Source organism: Streptomyces sp. NPDC026538 (assembly GCF_055567535.1).
Genome location: NZ_JBVHQG010000002.1, coordinates 538,344 through 554,634, shown reverse-complemented (window position 1 = coordinate 554,634; position 16,291 = coordinate 538,344). Strand labels below are relative to the sequence as shown.

The window sequence follows — 16,291 nt, the reverse complement described above, 5'->3', positions numbered from 1 at the left end:
CGGGGGTTGAGTGTGTCATGGGCCTTGGTTCGGGGACACCGGTCTGTTGCTGTGGTGCCGTGCAGCGGAAGTATGGGGTATGGGCGCTCGGTCTGGCTGCACCGGCCGGGCTAGGGGACATGGGGAACGTAGTGATGATGCGGTCCGCTGCGGGCGTGTGGAAGAGCGACCAGGTGGGTTCCCGACTTCGACGCGGCCAGCTGCATGCCGAGAAACGTGGTGAGCGTGGCGGCGACGGCGGCGAGGTCGGCTGAGGATCCGTGGAAGGTGGGAACGGAGCAGCCGCGGGTCGGTATGAGTTCGTCGTCGGGCTCTGCTTCTTGCCACAGGGCGTGGTACAGCTCGAGTTGGTGGTCGTCAAGTACCGAAAAGCCAGCCAGGGAGTCCAAGCTGTGGGGGCCTTGGAGGGTTCCCGGTGCGCAGACGGTGAGGATGCCAAGTGTCCCGGTGCGGGTGTCTGTGGCGATCTGGGCGAGGGTTGCCTTGCGGTTGGGTGTGCGGGCGAGGGCATCGAAAAATTGCCCGATGGCCAGGCTGACCGTGGCGTCGATCACGAGGTCGGCGTGGTTCATGATCTGTTCTGCGTCCTCGGGGACGAGGCCCTCAGCGATGTCGACGGTCAGGCGGTCGTCGATGTTACGCAGTCGGTCAGCCAGTGCGGCGGCCTTGGCCGCGCCGAGGTCGGTCTCGAGGAAGTTCTGCCGGACGAGCAGCCCGCCGGTGACGACGCTGGGGTCGCACAGCGTGATGCGTGCTGCTCCTGCGCGTGCGATGAACTCGGCGGTCCAGGATCCGATGCCTCCGCAGCCCCAGATGTGGATGTGCTTGTTCTGGTAGCTGTTGACGGGGCGGTTGTCGTCGCGGCGGGTTGTGACGGCATGCCGTTCGTCGGACACTCGGCACCACTCGATCGGAAGGGCCGGGTTGACCGCGCTGGGGGTGAGAGTGCTCAGGCAACCGGGCTGGCGCCTTGCGAGGCTGCGGAGTTCGTTGGCGGCGCTTGCGGGGATTCGGCCCGCGAGCAGGTGGGGTGGGCCGCCGGCGGGGTGGGGTACGGCCAGGAGGAGGTATTGGGGTGTGTCCTCAGCGTTTCTCACCACGCTGGTCGCGAGGGAGGTCAGCACGGCCGGCGCGAACGGCCTGGCGGTGGGGGCACGGCTGGCGAGTGGCGCATCGATCTGCTGGAGGAGTTCGACGAGTGTGGTGCCGGCTCCCATTGGCAGGGGCGCGGGGAGGATGATGACCGGCAGGCGTGCCGTGGGAGGTTCTTGTGGAGTGAAGGTGAGGTCCAGGCGCTGAGCGGTCCTTGGGATCAGGTATCCGGCCTGGACGCACTTTCCGAGCACGGGTTCACGCACAACGATGGTGGGTGTTCCTGCGGACTGATGCAGGACTCCGCCGACCGCGTGATAGAGGGCGGTTGAGGCGTTGAACCGGTTGCCGGCGGCATCGCCGAGCCAGGCCCACAGGCGGTTTAGGCTGGAGCGGATGCCGCCTGCCGGGTTCCATTCTCGCGCCGGGTCCAGGTACAAGCACAGCCGGTAACCCTGCAGGACGTGGGGGTATCCGATGAACCGGGTGTGCGTGACGTCGACTTGTGGGGGGAGCAGCGGGGAGGACGGGACGCTGAGAACGAACCGCTCGCGCGGCTGAAGCTGAATCCCTCCCTCCACCGAGACGGTCCCCCTCGTGTCGATCTCGATCGTGATTGCCAGGGCGCCGTCGTCCGTACGGTCAGGCACTCCCACCACGCGCAGGGTGTCCGGCTGCTCGGCGCCGATCGCGCGGAGATCCGCGAGCGCCTGTCTCTGCCACGGTGTGGGAGCGCCGAACCGCCCGGGCTTTCGCTTGCTCATCCAGCGCGCCCCGACCGCCCCGTCGTCGTCACGGCGGCCACGGACGCGGCCGCGGCGGGGAACTTCGCGCTGCTCTGCTGGGCGTCGGGCTCCTTGAAGCCGGTGCCGAACAGACCCTGCCACAGCTCGATGCTGGTCTCCTTGTCCGCATGGTGGTAGGCAGCCTCGATCTCCTCCGTGTGCACGCGGATCCGCTCGCGGAAGTAGGCGTAGGTGTCCTGGGTCCAGCGATGGTCAAACGTGACGCCCGCCCCGGAGGGGTCGGCGATGGACGGCTTGTTGGGGTTGGCCTGCAGGTAGGTGTTGAGGTCCTGGACCAGGTGGAGCAGGGTCGTGGGGACGTTGGCGTAGTAGCCCGGATCGATCAGCGTCTTGGTGTCGCTGACCTGGTTTCCGAGCAGAGTCGTGAGGATGATCGACCGGGTTCCGGTGAAGGAGTTCTTGTGGTCGCGCAGGTACTTCAGCAGCCGGATGACCCTGCGCAGATTCCCGCCGGTGATGTCGTCCTGATTGCGCATCCAGGCCGTGAAGCCCTCGGGGTCCGTCGCCTCCCAGCAGTTGTCGTCCCGGTTGACGATGACCTCGCGGCCGTCGCTGAGCTGGACGTACGGGACGATGTCCACGTGCATCAGGTTCTTGTATTCCAGACGCACGCAACGGCACTTGCGCGAGTGCGGCATCTCGCGGTAACGGCTGTGGCGGTCCAGTGCCGCGTAGACCTTGTCGATGTAGGTCTTGGGGCTGCCGTGCCAATCCGGGTTCTCCTCCATCAGAAGGAGGAAGTCGGCATCGAACTCCTTGTCGCCGACCGGGTTGATGATGGTTCTCTGCGCCCACGAACCCTGAGGGATCTTGTCGAGGACGAGGTGTCCGATCTCCTCGTCTGCCTTGAGGGCTCGGTAGACACTGTCCACTCGGTTGTCGAGCATGTCGAGCTTGAGCCGGCTCAGGTTGACCGTGTCCGTGAGGAGCGTGTTGAAACAGGTGGTGAGCTGCACTGGCGCCATCCCGTAAATCGTCTTCACCGAAGATGATGACACCGTAGCGTGGGGGTACGACAGCGACGGTGACACGGCTGGCCAGCCTGCCTTCAGAGCGGGGTAGTGAAAGGGCGCGCTTGGAACGACGAAGCTCCGCCGGAAGCGGAGCCTCGTCGAAGCTGGCTTAGGGCGTGGGGCGGCATCCGGCGCGCGCATCGTTATACTCCGGATCTCCGCTTTCGAGGACGCGGAGTAGAGACGCCGTGACAACACGCGTCTTACGGCCGATGCGTAGCACACGGCACGGAAACTGCCCGTTGCGGATCAGGTCGTATCCCTTGGCCCGTGAGAATCCCAGCGCCTTTGAGGCGTCCTCCACGCTCCCCGTTCCGTCCCAGGTGGCGCGGATGTGAGCGGGGCTATAGCGAGGGCCCAGAGTCTCTTCGATCTGCGTGTGCATTCCGATTACTTTCGTCTTGGCGGGTAGCCCGTGCCGGGCCTACGGACACCGCATGCGCCGGTCATCGCGGTGACCGTCAATACTCCGCGTTATCGCCGGTTTGGCTAACCGGCGATTTGGGGCTATGTTGCCTCGCTCGCCGTGGAGGGGCTCACTCTGACAGCGTGAGGCACGATGCCGGAGAGGAGTCGGCAGAGTCCAGCACTTCACTGCATTGCCCAGCACTGTGACGAACGGTTACCACGGATGAGTTGGGTGTTGCCTGGGTCGCAGTTCACCCCGTTGCGCCACTGCAGGTCAATTGGGGTCTGGCTCTTCGGGGTCAGGCCCCTTAATTTTCACCGTGCTGGATAGGTGCTGGATTTCCTGACCCCTCGTCACCTGCCGTCAACTCCGCTTCTCCTGTAGTGTGCTGGATTCGTGCTGGACGCCGACGAATCACGGGTGCCACCGGCCTGCGTGCTGCGCGCCGGGGCAGCTGACTCAGTCGATCGGGCATCCGGCACACCTTCTTCACGTGACTCGCGCCGGTTGCGGAAATAAATCTCTGCCCGTCCGACGTTGTCGATCTCCTATGCGATAACGGGGGTGGTCGGCTTGAAGTTGTTCCGGACGGACGCATCGAAATGTGGCGTGAGCGAGGTCATGCCGCGTCTTGCTGAGGTCGAGGCAGATGTGCAGGGTCTCGTCGAGGCGCACATGGAGACGCTGCTAGGCGTCCGTTTCCTGGCGAGTGAGTACGGCACCGGGCCGGTCCACAAGGGCCGGATCGATTCGCTCGGGCTGGACGAGAACGGATCGCCGGTCATCGTCGAGTACAAGCGCGGCATCGACGCCGGCGTCATCAACCAGGGCCTGTTCTACCTGGCGTGGCTAATGGACCACCGTGCCGAGTTCGAGCACCTGGTCCTCGACCGGCTCGGGATGAGGGCCGCGTCCCAGGTCTTGTGGAGCAGCCCTCGCCTGATCTGTATCGCCGGCGACTTCACGCGTTACGACGTGCATGCCGTGCACGAGCACCGGCGGTCGATCGACCTGGTTCGCTACCGACTGTTCGGGAGCGACCTGCTCGGGCTTGAGACCGTGGCGTCCGGGAGCGGCGGCATGCAGGCGGTACGCCGAGCCCGCCGCCAGGCGGTTGCCCGGGCGACAGCCGGCATCCAGGACGCGTCGATGGTTGAGCTGGCGAGCGCGGTCGATGAGGCATTGCTCGGGCTCGGGGACGGTGTGAACCGCGTCGAGCGCAAAACGTACCGGGCGTACCAGCGGCTGCGGAACTTCGCCTGCCTCTGTCCGCCGCAGCGGAGCAAGCTGCTGGTCTACCTGAAGGTTGACCCGAAGGACGTCGACCTTGTCCCGGGATTCACCCGGGATGTCTCCGGTCTCGGTCACCATGGGACGGGTGATCTGGAGGTGCAGTTGCGTACGCCGAGGGATGTGGAGCGGGCGCAAAATCTGTTCCTGGCGAGCTACGCGGCAGCGTGACTCGTCCCTTCTGTGGCCTGCCCAAGGGCTGAGCCTGTGGCGGGTGTTTGCCTGGCTCCTGGCGACTCCGATTCTTCCGACGCTCCAGCTGCGTGACCATGCAAGGCCAGTGCGGTAGGAGTGCACCTTCCGCGCGCAGGTTCCTGCACCAGAGCGACGATCAGGGGGCAGCATCATGGACGTGGTCGAGCGCTGGACCGGCCGCTACGCCTGCCTGCTGCAGTCCGCCTTACGCCTCGGCAACGAACGCAGTCGAGAACATCGATGTCATGTGGGTCCCAAGAAACTCGGTCCCCCGCTTCATCCCCGTCGATACGCTCTTCCCACCCATCCTGGCTGTCCTGGAGGAGCAGACGTGACGCAGCAGAACGCGGAGGAGCAGCCGGGCATCGCCGCGGCCATCGTCGTCAGCGAGGGGCGCGTGCTCATGGTGCGGCGCCGGGTCAGCGAGGGACAGCTCTCGTGGCAGTTCCCGGCCGGCGAAATTGAGCCGGGCGAGAGCCGCGAAGACGCCGCCGTACGAGAGACCCACGAGGAGACCGGGGTGGAGGTGGCCGCCATGAAGCTGCTCGGCGAGCGGGTCCACCCGAAGACAGGTCGGTTGATGTCGTACACGGCCTGTGAGGTGGTGGGCGGTACTGCCTATGTCGCGGACGCCGAGGAGTTGGCTGAGCTTGCGTGGGTCGCCCATGACGATATTCCGCAGTACGTGCCATATGGGCTGTTCGAGCCGGTGCAAGCGCATCTGGACGCAGTCATGGCAACCTGAGTGGTTCCAGCTCAAATGGGTGATCTCTTGAGCTCGAGTAAGTGCGTTGGAATCAAGGCTGGAACCGGGGCGTGGCTGGTGGAGGCGGACCTCAACCTCGGTGAGCAGGACCTGCCTGCCCCTCGTGGTGAAAGCCTAGGTGGGTAGACAGCACCGGCCACCGCATCGACATCGAGATGAGCGCGAGCGTCCTCCAGGTCGAGAAGGACCTCAGCCGCCCGAAAATTCGCCTGTGTTCCGGGTTGTTCAGGTGCCCCATTCCATCCGTACGGGCTCGCGGGCTGCGGCGAGGGCGCCGTCGAAGTCGGCGAGGCGTTCGGCGAGGGTGGTGGTGGCGATGCGGGGCGGTAGGGCCGCCGAGAACTTGAGGCCGCGGACTGCCCGCGGGTCAACGGTGGGCAGGGTGAGGGAGTCGGGGAGTTCGGCGCGGGCGGTTTTCCAGTCGGTGGGGGAGAGGTCCTGGCGGAGCCGGATATGGGTGTCCGTGGGGCGCTGGACGGGGTCGGCGAGGTTGCCGAGGGAGGCGGCGAGGGTGGCGTTGGCGCGATACCCGGCCCAGGTCCACCAGCGGGTGGCGTCCGCGTCGCGGACCAGCAGGGTGCCCGCCGGGTGTACTTCGTGGGGTGCGCGATCCATACGGAGTTCAGCAAGGGCCGCGACGGCGCGGCGGGTGAGGCGGACGTCGGGATCCGTGCCGAGCAGGACGTCGCGCATGGCGCGGGTGAGGACGTAGGACAGCCCGCGGGCTTCGCTGCCCTGCCATTTGGCGATGCCGCCGTCCTCGACGGGTTCCACGAAGGCACGGCGTCGGGCCCAGTCGATGAACGTGACCTGCCAGCTGCGGCCGGCCAGCAGCAGGCGGCGCGGGCCCGGTCGTTCTTCGGTGAGGACGGTGGGGTCGGTTGTGCCGATCTCGGTGCGTCCAGCGAGCACCGTGAACTCGGGTGGTGCGGTGAAGGAGGCGGTCAGCTCCATGAAGTGCCGGCGGCCGAAGTGCTTCTCGGCTTCGGAGCCGATGAACAGCATGCCGCCGTCGCTGTCGAGGAAGCCTTCCGCGACCAGGTGCGACAGGAGGGGCGCGGCAGACTGGTCGAAGGGAGCCAGGCCGTTCCACTGCTCGGGCCACAACCGGTCGCCGACGCGGTGTTCCTGCAGGGTGACGGCGAGGAGCTGCTGGGCGACGAGATGGCGGGGTGAGGGGGGCGGGGTGACGGGTTCCACCCAGCCACGGGCCCACAGAGTGAGCAGGCCGGCGGCTTGGAGCAGGGTGTCGGGCCGGGTGGCGAGGAACAGGCAGTTGCGGGACGTGCCGGCGCGACGCCCGGTGCGGCCGATGCGCTGCAGGAACGAGGCCACTGTGCTGGGTGAGTCGATCTGGATGACACGGTCTAGGTCGCCGACGTCGATGCCGAGTTCCAGGGTGGAGGTGGAGACGATGACGCAGTCGCGGGCTTCGGCGAATGCCTGCTCGGAGCGTGCGCGTTCGTCGGTGGACAGCGAGGCGTGTGAGAGGAACACGGTGACGTCGCGGGCGCGCAGTGCCGCACCGAGTTCTTCCACCTGCTTGCGGGAGTCGCAGAAGACGAGCCGTTTCTCTCCCCGGTGCAGGGCGGAGATCACCTTGGCGGCGTTGGCGAGCGATCCGACGTAGTCGAGCTCCACCTCCCCTGCGGGGCGCGGGTGTTCGGTGGTGCCGGTTGTGGCGGGCAGAGTCACGCCGGGGGCGACGACCAGGCCGGGGCGATCGGCGGGGCGTGCGCCCTGGAGCCAGGTGAGCAGGGCGTCGGGGTTGCCGACTGTGGCGGACAGCCCGATGCGCTGGATACGGTGGCCGGCGAGCCGTTCCAGGCGTTCGAGCACGGCGAGCAGGTGCCAGCCGCGGTCGTCCCCAGCGAAGGCGTGCACCTCATCAACGACGACGGCACGCACCCGGCCCAGCATGTGTGCGTGGTCGGTCTTGACGCTGATGAGCATCGCTTCGAGCGACTCGGGTGTGGTGAGCAGGAAGTCGGGGGATTCGGTGCGGATGCGACGGCGTACGGACTCGGGGGTGTCGCCGTGCCAGAGGGCGGCTCGGCGCCCCAGCCACTGGGCGTAGCTGTCGACCCGGTGCACCAGGTTGTTCAGGAGCGCCTTGAGCGGGGCCAGGTAGAGGACTGAGGTGCCGGTCCAGCGCTGCTCTCGCATGGCGGACAGCAGGGGGAAGGTGGCGGCCTCCGTCTTCCCGCCCGCCGTCGGCGCGAGCAGGACCGCGTCCTCGCCGTTCATCAGCGGGTGCACGGACGCCTTCTGCAGCGGGCGCAGATCGGGCCACCCGAGCGTGTTGACGATGTGGTGCAGGACTACCGGGTCAAGGCGCTCCAGCGGGTCGGTGCCGCGCGGCTGCTCCTGCACGTCTGCAACTCCCGGGCTGTTCGTGAGAGTTCGGGACTTCGGGACTGGGTCGTCAGATGTCGAGGTCGAGGTCGTCAGCCGAGGCGGCCGGTGCGGGCGCGGCGAAGTTCCGTTCGGTGGCGGTGAGCTCACTGCTGCCCACGGTCAGCTTGTAGTGCCTGCGCGGGTCGAAGTCGGGAAACTGGTCGATCCGGTCGAGTACGTCGCCAACCAGCTTCTTCAGGTACAGCCGTGGTGCGACTCCGACCTTCCCGCCCAGTGCCCCGCCCACAGCCCGGGCCAGGTCGGTGAGGTAGGAGTCGTCGGCAAGCTGCTTGATCCTGTCGGGGGACTGGGAGCCTTCGGTATACAGGTCGCGGATGGTGGCGCCCAGGCCGGTCAGTGATGCCTCGGTGAATCCGGGCAGCCGGATCTGGACGGCCCGCGGGTTGTCGAAGCGGGGGTCGGTGGTGAAGTCGGTGGCGAGGCGCTGGGCGAGCGGTGCGAGTCGCTGTACGCCCTGCTGCCCGTCGTAGAAGGCGGGCGTGCCGGTGATGATGAGATACAGGCCGGGGAAGCGGCCGGAGTGGACCTCGTCGATGAGCTGCCGCAGCGCGTTGAGTGCCTTGTCGCGGGCGTCGGAGCGGACCCGTTGCAGGGTTTCTACTTCGTCCAGGACGAGGACGAGGCCGGCGTGCCCGGCGTCTCTCAGCACGGTGAGCAGGCCCTGAAGGAAGCCGAAGGCACCGAAGTGGTCGAGGTCGCCGCGGACGCCTGCACTGCGCCGGGCGGCTGCGGCGACGTGCGGCTGGCCGCCGAGCCAGGCCATCACCGCAGCGGCGGTGGCCTCGTCGCCGGCATCCAGGGACTGCTTGTATCCGCGCAGGGCGGTGGCGAACGCGGGGGCGTGTCGGGACACCTCGGCCAGACGGGCAGTGAGCAGCCGGTCCACGGCCTGTGGCAGCTCGCTCTCGCTCGCGCCGTCGGCGAGTGCATCCTCCTCGAGTGCGTAGAACCAGGCGTCTACGACCGGCCGCAGGGCGCTGGGCGGGAAGCTGGCGGTGGCCAGGCGCTCAGTGAGTCGCCGGTAGACCGTCTCCAGCTTGTGCAGTGGGGTCTCGGTCTCTGACACCTGCACCTCGGCCACGGCAAAGGTGCGCCGTTTGGCGCGCTCGCTGAGCCAGCGAGTGAAGAAGGTCTTGCCGGATCCGTACTCGCCGCGCACGGCCTTGAACACCGAACCGCCTGCGGCGGCAGTGTCCAGTTCCTCATCGACGGCCCGCTCGAAGCGGTCTAGTCCGGTGGCGAGCAGGTCGAGGCCGCTCTCGGGGACGGCGCCGCGCCGCAGCGCGTCCACGACAGCACGCCGCCGCACCGCGCTGACCGGGGTGGTAGCCCCGGATGCTGAAGATCCAAACGCGTTCACCCGAATAGTCTCCCATCCGGCTGCCCACCTGGCCGGACACCCGGCCGTGCACCGCGCCGCCGGTGCTCGGAGCGGCCGGGCGGGCCGACTGCACCGCCCGGCATGGCCGCAGACCCCCGGTTCACAGTCCGAACTGCTCGATCATCTGGCCCCGGTGCAGGCGCAGGGTGCGGTTGTCGGGGAGAATTTCCAGGATCTGGGCGCCGTCATAGTTGAGGAGCTGGGCCAGGGTCGCGGCGAGGCCAGGGGCTCGGGTGGCGGGTTGGCCGGCGCGTTCGGCCAGGGCGGTCATGGGCAGGGTGCCCGCTTCGACCAGCGCGGCCAGAGCCTTCGGCAGGACCGCCTTGTCGCGTGGCACACGGGCGAGCAGTGCCAGCTGTTCCTGGTACAGCTCGGTGGCCATGAGGCGATTCACCAGTGCGGTGGCAGGGTCCTCTGTTTGATCGGAGACGGGTACGGCCGCAGGCTTCACTACAGGGGCGACAGGTTCCTGTGGTGTGGAGGGTGCGACCTCGTCCTCGCCGAAGAGACTGATAGCGCCCTCTGTCACGGGCGGGGCTGACTTCTTGGCCTGCTTGCGGCTTGGGCGTGCAGCGGTGGCCTCGGGTGCTGCGATGGCATCGGCTCCGGCCTTCGTCTCGGCCTCGAGTCCGGCGGTGGCGTCGTTGTCCTGCTCCCACCATGCGGGCGTAAGGTCGCCCAGTTCCCGCCACCCCGTAGGTGGCTCCGCGCCGAACGGCAGTAGGGCGAGGAGGGGGATGGTGAACTCGGCGAGGGTTGCCCCGCCGTGGTAGCCCGCCTTCAGCGCGGTGTACCGCGCGTCGTGGTCCCGCAGCGCGACGATCCGCGATCCGGGCTCCGGCCAGACTACCCGCGGTCCGGACAGCTCAATTTCGGCCGGTGCGACGGGTCCGCCGGGGGTGCGGTGACGGGCCGACCCTATGGCGCCGGTGGCCGTGTCGATCTTGCTGCCGCGTCGCTCGACCACATGGCCGTGGTCGGAGGTGAGGAGCACGGTCATGTCGTTGGCGCGGGCGGCCCGCAGCAGCGGTTCCAGGCCGCCGATCTCCTTGATCTCCCAAGCGCCGTCGCCGAGCTTCTGCTCCTTGGCGAGCCGGTCGTCGACGGTGTTGAGGACGACCGCGACATGGGTGCGCTCGTCGGCGAGCGCTTCAGTCAGGGCGGTGGAGAAGGGCGAGCCGGTGTCGGGGCTGCGCAAATCGTCCTTGTGGAAGACAGCCGCAGGGGCCCCCTTCCAGCACGGGTGCTGGGGGAAGAGCCGCTTCTCGTCGTTCTGGTCGCCCTTCATCAGGGTGCCGGCGAACAGCGAGGTGCGGGAAACGGTGGTGAGAGTGGGCAGCGCAGCGGCCACGGCACGCCTCACCGGTGCTCCGGTCGCGCCCTGCAGCGGGTCGAACTCGGACCAGTGTGCGTGCAGTTCCTCACCCAGTTCGGCTGCGATCGCCGCACTCATTCCGTCGATGAGGAGAAGCAGGACCCGTCGGCCGGGACAGTCCACGACGGGCGCGACGACCCGGTCCAGGAAGCTTTCGACGGTGAGCATGGCGCCGGGGGCGGTGCCATCTGCGGTCCACACCGCGAGCCGCTCGGAGAACGCGCGGTCCAGCTCACGACGTTTGCTGCGCACCTGCTCGCCAATCCGGCTGTAGGCGTTGGCGAGTGCGTCATCTGCGTCGCCGCCCGCGTCCAGGTGTTCCAAGGCTCGGTCTACCCAGCCGAGTTCGCGGATCTGGCGGTCGGCGCCGTCTGCCACCGAGGCGATGTCGACTTCAGGCTGGGACGCCAGCCACCGCCGCAGCCGCCCTGCCATCCGTACCCGTTCGATACGGGCCTGGGTGGCGCCGTCGACGCCCAGGGCGTGTTCGGCCAGCGCGGTGATGGCAGCCGTGACCGTCTCGGGACCGCCGTCGGCGAGGGCGCGGCCCGCGGCGGTGAAGCGGGCATCGAGTCCGGCGGCGAGCAGCGGACTGGCAGCGGCGGCGGTCTGCGCCCCGAACTGTGTGACGAGCTGTGCGGCCCTGCTCAGGACCGGGTCGGCGAGCCGGTGTTCGCCCCGGTCGACGAGGCCGCGGACGTACGCCTCACCGCTTTGCCCGAAAGAGGTAAGGAGTCGGTCGAGGTCGTCGCCCTGGGCAGGGGGCTGGTCACCGAGCCATCGCTCGGCGCGCCCGCGCGCCCGGTACAGGTCGTGGTCGGCCTCTGCGTGCCCCCACAGAGCCGCGCAGACGACCGCGTAGGCGGCTGCGTCCGCCCCGTGGTCGGCGTCTACCAGGGCGGTAATGATCTTTCCAGTGGAGCCGGCCTGTTCGGGTTCGGCGAGGAAGCGGGCCAGGCCGGCCCGTTCCGGTCCGCGCAGGTCGCGCAGGAGGTTGGGGCCGCCGGGGATGTGGGTCCACCGGAACAGGGTGATGGGGTCGATGCGGTCCCCGTCGTCGTGTGCGGCCGACCCGCCCAACGCGTCCGTGTCACGGCGGCCGAGCCGGAGCCGACGCCGGGCCAGCCGGGTGAGGGCCTCGTCTCGGGACAGCAGTCCTTTACCGAGCGAGGGCCAACCGCGGCTGGCCGCCGCGTCAAGGAGCGCTTCGGCCGCCCAGGTCTCCCTCCGCAGCCGCCCGTCGAGACCGCGCGCGTCGAACGCCTCCTGCACGACCTCCCAATTGTCGACGGACCGGATCCTTCCGCCGTAGACGCGGGCGAGCAGCCCGGGGTCCAGGTCGGTGTCCTCGCGGTCGGTGAGGACGACCAGAACTTTGGGGTCGGGAGGAGTCGGCGCGTCGAGGTGGCCCAGGATCTGCTCGTGCACGGCCAGCACCGAGGGCGCGACGACCACCCGCGCCTGCAGCCCGCTCGCCGTACGCTGCACGGCGGGCCCGTCCCAGACGGGAGCGGCCCGCAGCAGCAGTACGCGGACCGTGCCGTCACCGAGCCGACTGCGGGCGGCGAGGTACTGACGGACGGTTCCTGCCGACAGCCGGGCGGGGCCGGCCGTCGCGGGGGCTGCGGTGACCGTGTCGGACATCAGTCGACGACCTTCCAGGTGACCTCGACGGTGGCGTTCGGGTGCTCGGCCGCGAGCGCCGCGATCTCCGCCTGCAGTTCGGCGGCGGCCCGGGCGGCGGTAGTCCGCCCGCCGCCGGAGCGGGCCACGGACCGGGACGGTGTGCGCGGCCCCGGCTGCTGCGGCGGCTCCGGCAGCACCTGCGGGTGGGCGGAGCCGCCGTTCAGGTCCACGCTGTCGGAGCTCGGCGGCGGAGTGGGCGACGGCTGGGGGCGCTCGGTCGTGCTCTGGCGAGACCTCAGCAGGGACAGCACTTCCCGGCTGCTAGCGTGCAGCACGCCCGGCAGGTCGGGGTAATCACCCGGGTCGCCAGCAGCAGCATCCCGCACCCGCTCCAGGACGGCCGCGCCGTCCACGCCGAGGGTGTCGGCCAGGCTCAGCTGGTCCCAGCTGGTGTTCTGCAGCGCGCTGGCGACCTTCCCGGCGCTCTTCAACGACATGCCGTACCGGTGTGCGGAAAAGTCGCCGAGAGGGAAGCGGGCGAGCCGGTCCACGACGGTCTTCGCCTCGATGCCCCCTTCCGTCACCTCCTTGACCAGCTCCTGCGCCCGCCGGGCAAGAACGAGGCGGGGGGAGTCGTCGTTCAACTGGAGGAAGGCACGGTGCTTCTCCAGCTCCCCGACGAGCCGTCCGGCGTCCTGGCCGAGTGAGGCGGCGGCGTGCTTGATCTGTGCGGCGAACTGGTTGACGATCCGGCCGCGCCGCAGTTGCGGCGCCTGGTCGCCGAGCATGGTCTCGAACCGCTTGCGCGCCTCTGCCCAGTCGCTCTCCGTGGGCAGTTGCTGCTCACGCAGGGCGTAGTCCGGCTTCAGCTCGTGCGGTGCGGGCGCGGGTTCGATGGGGACGCCGCCGCGCACCCATACCCGGTCGGTCATCTCCGCGTACGCGGCGGCGAGCAGCCGGCGCAGCGGCTCGGGCAGTCCGCGCGGCTCGGGAAGGTCGCACCAGTCGGAGAGCTTGACCAGGGTCGGCTCGGCGGTGCCGTTCCGGCGGGCTTGGTCGTTGAAGTGGTCGGACCAGGCGGTGGACTGCCGGTAGTACGCCTCCCGCATCGCGCCGAGCCCGAGGCCGCCCGCGATCCGCGCCATGGTCTTGCGGTCCTTGGAGTCGACCTCGGTCTGGCCGTCACGGTTCTCGGCGGCCTTGCGGACGTACTCGAAGACGGTCTTGATTTCGGCAGGCTTCAGGGGCCTGCCAGTGCCGTCCGGGTCCAGGTCGGGGTGGGCGGGGTACTGGTGGGCGAGCAGCTTGCCGGCCAGGTCGCGGACGGCGGTATCCAGTGTCGCGCCGAGCGGAAGCCGCAGCTCGGGCACGTCCTGCTGGGCGACCAGGTGGGTGTCGAAGCTGAGGTCGACGACCCCTTCCTGCTTCTGCGTGAGCCCGTACGCCTGCCGCAGCGCCTGGGTGACGCGCTCGGTGAGGATGAGGAGCTGCGACTGGAGCATGCCCTTGGCGCGCTCTTTGTCGTCGGCATTGAGGCTGCGCGCGAAGTCGGAGTCGAAGCGGGTCTCGTCAGCGAGGGCCTTGTCGATGACGACGAGGCGCTCGAAGTCGCCGCGGGAAGCATCGGTCAGGTGGGTGGGCAGCCAGGCCAGGGTGCGTGAGTCACCGCCCGGCTTCTCCCGCAGGGCGCGCAGCCGCTGCAGGTCGTCCATCGGCCCGAACTCACCCTCGTCGTAGGGGAAGTCGACGATGAGCCGCCAGGCGTCCTCCTGGCTTGGCCGAAGGGTCGCCTCGGGCAGCGAGTCGACATCGGCGACGTTACCGAAGACCACCTCGACCTGCCGTTCGGTGCCTTTCCACACAAGGTTGAGCACGTCGTACGCGTCGAAGCCGCCAGGCCCGTCGCTGACGCCGAGCGCCTCCTTGAGCAGGCCGCGCATCTTGGCACGCCGGTTGTTCTGGTTGTTGTGGACCTGGGCGTTGGCGAGGACGGCGTCCAGGTCGACACCGGTGAGCTCCAGGCGCACCACCGCACCCGGCCCGGTACCGGTCACCTTTATCTCGGGGAAGGTCGCCGCCCACTCCTTCGCCTTCTGCTCAAGCCGACCGACCTCCGTCCCGGCGATGCGGGTGGTGATGGAGCCGTGGTTGAGGGCGTGCAGCCGCGCCAGGGTGAGGTCGGCCAGTGCGGGCACACTGGGCGCGAGCGCAGACAGCAGCAGGGTCTGCAGCAGTCGGCTGTCACCAGTGAAGTCGCGGCAGCGGGCTGCAAGTTGCGGGTCGCCGAGGGTCTCGGGGCGGCGTCGGTACGCCTCGACTTGGTCCTCGGTGACCTGGTTGGTCTTCAGCAGGTACGGGCGGAGCTTGTCCCGGTACAGCTTGTCGGCGGCCTCGAAATGAACACTGGTCTCCCCGCTGAATGCCTTGTCGCCGCCGCCCGCGATCGCCGGGTAGAGATCACCCAACGGCACAAGCTGCCCGAGCCGCCAATCGTCGCGGTGGTCGACGAGCAGCTGACTCATCAGCTTCAGGCCAGTGCGGGAGCGCTGCAGCGCCGCGGAGATGTGTACCAGGGTGTCCATGAACGCCGGCGGGAACGGGTACGTCCGCCTGAACGCGCCCTCGTCCGCGCCGGTGGTGGACTTGTCGTGGCCGAGCAGGGTGTCCCATACGTCCGGACCGAGCCTCTTGGCCTCGGCGAACGCAGCCTCCACCTTCGCCTCGGCCTCCGGGCTGGTGGGCTTGAGCAGGCGGGCCTGCGCGATCTGTGGGAGGTTGCGGTCCTCCAAGACGATCTTGTCGAACCGCCCGCCGCTGAGCTTCAGACTGTCCTGGACGGCGGCCTCGGCGGCCCCCGACATCTCCTCGCCGACCAGCTCACGCAGGTCGCGCTGGCGGGCGATGAATGACACCACTGGGATTGCGCGCCGTTCGTCGCCGCCCTCCACAAAGTTCGTGATCTTGTCGGCTTCGCGGGAGACGAACTTCTGGTCGTGGATGCGGGAGGCCAGCCACAGGATCAGCTCGTCCATGAAGAGGACGAGCCCGTCATAGCCGAGGGACTTGGCGTGCGCGGCGATGATGCCGAGCCCCTTGTCCAGCGAGACGAACCCGTCGGCATCTTCGGAGGCGTTGCGCGAGAACGACGGGAACAGGGTCTGGGTGAGGTCCTGCACGAGCCGGGCCCGCAGTTCCCGCGGCGTGGAAGGGTTCTCCAGGTCGAGGTCCTTGGTGTTCTCGTGTTCCTCTGGCGCGTTCACCGCCTGGTCCAGCAGCTCAGTGGTCCAGGCGAAGGAGTCACCCCACTCGTCCTCCTGGCCGTCGCCGGCATCGGCGAGCTGCTCGATCACTCGCTCGTCGCCGTTCCGGCGGCGCTGCTCGGCGAAGTCCTCGAAGAGCCCGTCGGTCCGGTAGACCTGCGGCAGCGGGCAGTCTGGGTGGAGTTTCCGTACGTGCTCCACGTACTTGCCGAGCACGCGCTGCTCCAGGGACTTGGAGCCCAGCATGTGATACGGCACCAGCAGGAACTTGCGGTCGTCCGCATCCAGCCAGGCGTGCCGGGCCCGCACCGGGTCGAGGTCGCGGCGCGCCCGGGCGGCCTGGTTACGTGACAGCAGCGCGTACAGCACCGCCATGAAGTGCGACTTACCGGAGCCGAACGAGCCGTGTAGATAGGCAGCCTTCGAAGAGCAGCTGTCCAGCGCCGACTTGATCAGGTCAAGGGCCTCGTCGAAGTTGCCGAGCAGCCGGTCGGTGACGACGTAGTCCTTCAGCGCGGCCTCGGCCCCCTCAGGCGTGACCGCTTCGTTCAGCTTCAACACGAAGTCGGAGGTGGACACCGACTCCGGGATGTCGATCAACTCCCGAAGCAGCGGCCGGTCCTCGGGACGAGGATTGTTCCTGTTCATGAACGCCATGGT

At 68.6% G+C, this 16,291-nt stretch carries 9 protein-coding genes and 1 pseudogene; 3 read left to right on the top strand and 7 right to left on the bottom strand.

Going from position 1 to position 16,291, the window contains the following annotated elements; translation table 11 throughout:
* Nucleotides 1–110 precede the first annotated feature (110 nt).
* The 3 genes from ACZ4N4_RS09450 to ACZ4N4_RS09440 form a co-directional block, all read right to left on the bottom strand.
* Complete coding sequence (locus tag ACZ4N4_RS09450) at nt 111–1,856, bottom strand: ThiF family adenylyltransferase (RefSeq protein WP_467586241.1); 1,746 nt, start codon at nt 1,854–1,856, stop codon at nt 111–113.
* A complete protein-coding gene (locus ACZ4N4_RS09445; protein ID WP_467586238.1) occupies nt 1,853–2,863 on the bottom strand; it encodes an SMODS domain-containing nucleotidyltransferase in 1,011 nt (336 codons plus the stop codon). The genes ACZ4N4_RS09450 and ACZ4N4_RS09445 overlap by 4 nt, the downstream gene beginning before the upstream one ends.
* A 157-nt stretch (nt 2,864–3,020) precedes the next feature.
* Nucleotides 3,021–3,296 carry a helix-turn-helix transcriptional regulator gene (locus tag ACZ4N4_RS09440; RefSeq protein WP_390830362.1) on the bottom strand — a complete coding sequence of 92 codons (276 nt, stop codon included), beginning with the start codon at nt 3,294–3,296 and terminating at the stop codon, nt 3,021–3,023.
* 588 nt (nt 3,297–3,884) lie between these two features.
* On the opposite strand from ACZ4N4_RS09440, the gene ACZ4N4_RS09435 reads away from it, so the two are divergent.
* From ACZ4N4_RS09435 to ACZ4N4_RS09425, 3 genes and pseudogenes are all read left to right on the top strand, one after another.
* The gene (locus ACZ4N4_RS09435) at nt 3,885–4,781 is read left to right on the top strand and encodes a DUF5655 domain-containing protein (protein WP_467587666.1); all 897 of its coding nucleotides are present in this window, start codon (nt 3,885–3,887) and stop codon (nt 4,779–4,781) included.
* 248 nt (nt 4,782–5,029) lie between these two features.
* Nucleotides 5,030–5,140, top strand: a pseudogene (locus tag ACZ4N4_RS09430) (NUDIX hydrolase); the annotation flags it as partial.
* Nucleotides 5,137–5,550 carry an NUDIX hydrolase gene (locus tag ACZ4N4_RS09425; protein WP_467586235.1) on the top strand — a complete coding sequence of 138 codons (414 nt, stop codon included), beginning with the start codon at nt 5,137–5,139 and terminating at the stop codon, nt 5,548–5,550. The pseudogene ACZ4N4_RS09430 and the gene ACZ4N4_RS09425, both read left to right, overlap by 4 nt.
* A 246-nt stretch (nt 5,551–5,796) precedes the next feature.
* On the opposite strand, the gene ACZ4N4_RS09420 is transcribed toward ACZ4N4_RS09425, so the two are convergent.
* The 4 genes from ACZ4N4_RS09420 to pglY all read right to left on the bottom strand — a co-directional run bounded on the left by ACZ4N4_RS09420 (nt 5,797) and on the right by pglY (nt 16,288).
* A complete protein-coding gene (locus ACZ4N4_RS09420) occupies nt 5,797–7,944 on the bottom strand; it encodes a DEAD/DEAH box helicase (protein WP_467586232.1) in 2,148 nt (715 codons plus the stop codon).
* 52 nt (nt 7,945–7,996) lie between these two features.
* Nucleotides 7,997–9,349 (bottom strand): BREX system ATP-binding protein BrxD, encoded by a 1,353-nt coding sequence (gene brxD / locus ACZ4N4_RS09415; RefSeq protein WP_365186261.1) that lies wholly within the window; start codon nt 9,347–9,349, stop codon nt 7,997–7,999.
* A gap of 121 nt (nt 9,350–9,470) precedes the next feature.
* Entirely contained in the window at nt 9,471–12,389 is a 2,919-nt protein-coding gene (gene pglZ, locus ACZ4N4_RS09410) for a BREX-2 system phosphatase PglZ (RefSeq protein ID WP_467586229.1), read from the bottom strand.
* Nucleotides 12,389–16,288, bottom strand: coding sequence for a BREX-2 system ATPase PglY (gene pglY, locus ACZ4N4_RS09405; RefSeq protein ID WP_467586226.1), 3,900 nt, complete (start codon nt 16,286–16,288; stop codon nt 12,389–12,391). The genes pglZ and pglY overlap by 1 nt, the downstream gene beginning before the upstream one ends.
* Between the last annotated feature and the right edge of the window lie 3 nt (nt 16,289–16,291).

Bases quoted from the DNA above. Each gene is read 5' to 3' on its own strand.
- ACZ4N4_RS09450 (WP_467586241.1), bottom strand. From the start codon at position 1,856: ATGAGCAAGCGAAAGCCCGGGCGGTTCGGCGCTCCCACACCGTGGCAG.
- ACZ4N4_RS09445 (WP_467586238.1), bottom strand. From the start codon at position 2,863: ATGGCGCCAGTGCAGCTCACCACCTGTTTCAACACGCTCCTCACGGAC.
- ACZ4N4_RS09440 (WP_390830362.1), bottom strand. From the start codon at position 3,296: ATGCACACGCAGATCGAAGAGACTCTGGGCCCTCGCTATAGCCCCGCT.
- pglZ (WP_467586229.1), bottom strand. From the start codon at position 12,389: ATGTCCGACACGGTCACCGCAGCCCCCGCGACGGCCGGCCCCGCCCGG.
- pglY (WP_467586226.1), bottom strand. From the start codon at position 16,288: ATGGCGTTCATGAACAGGAACAATCCTCGTCCCGAGGACCGGCCGCTG.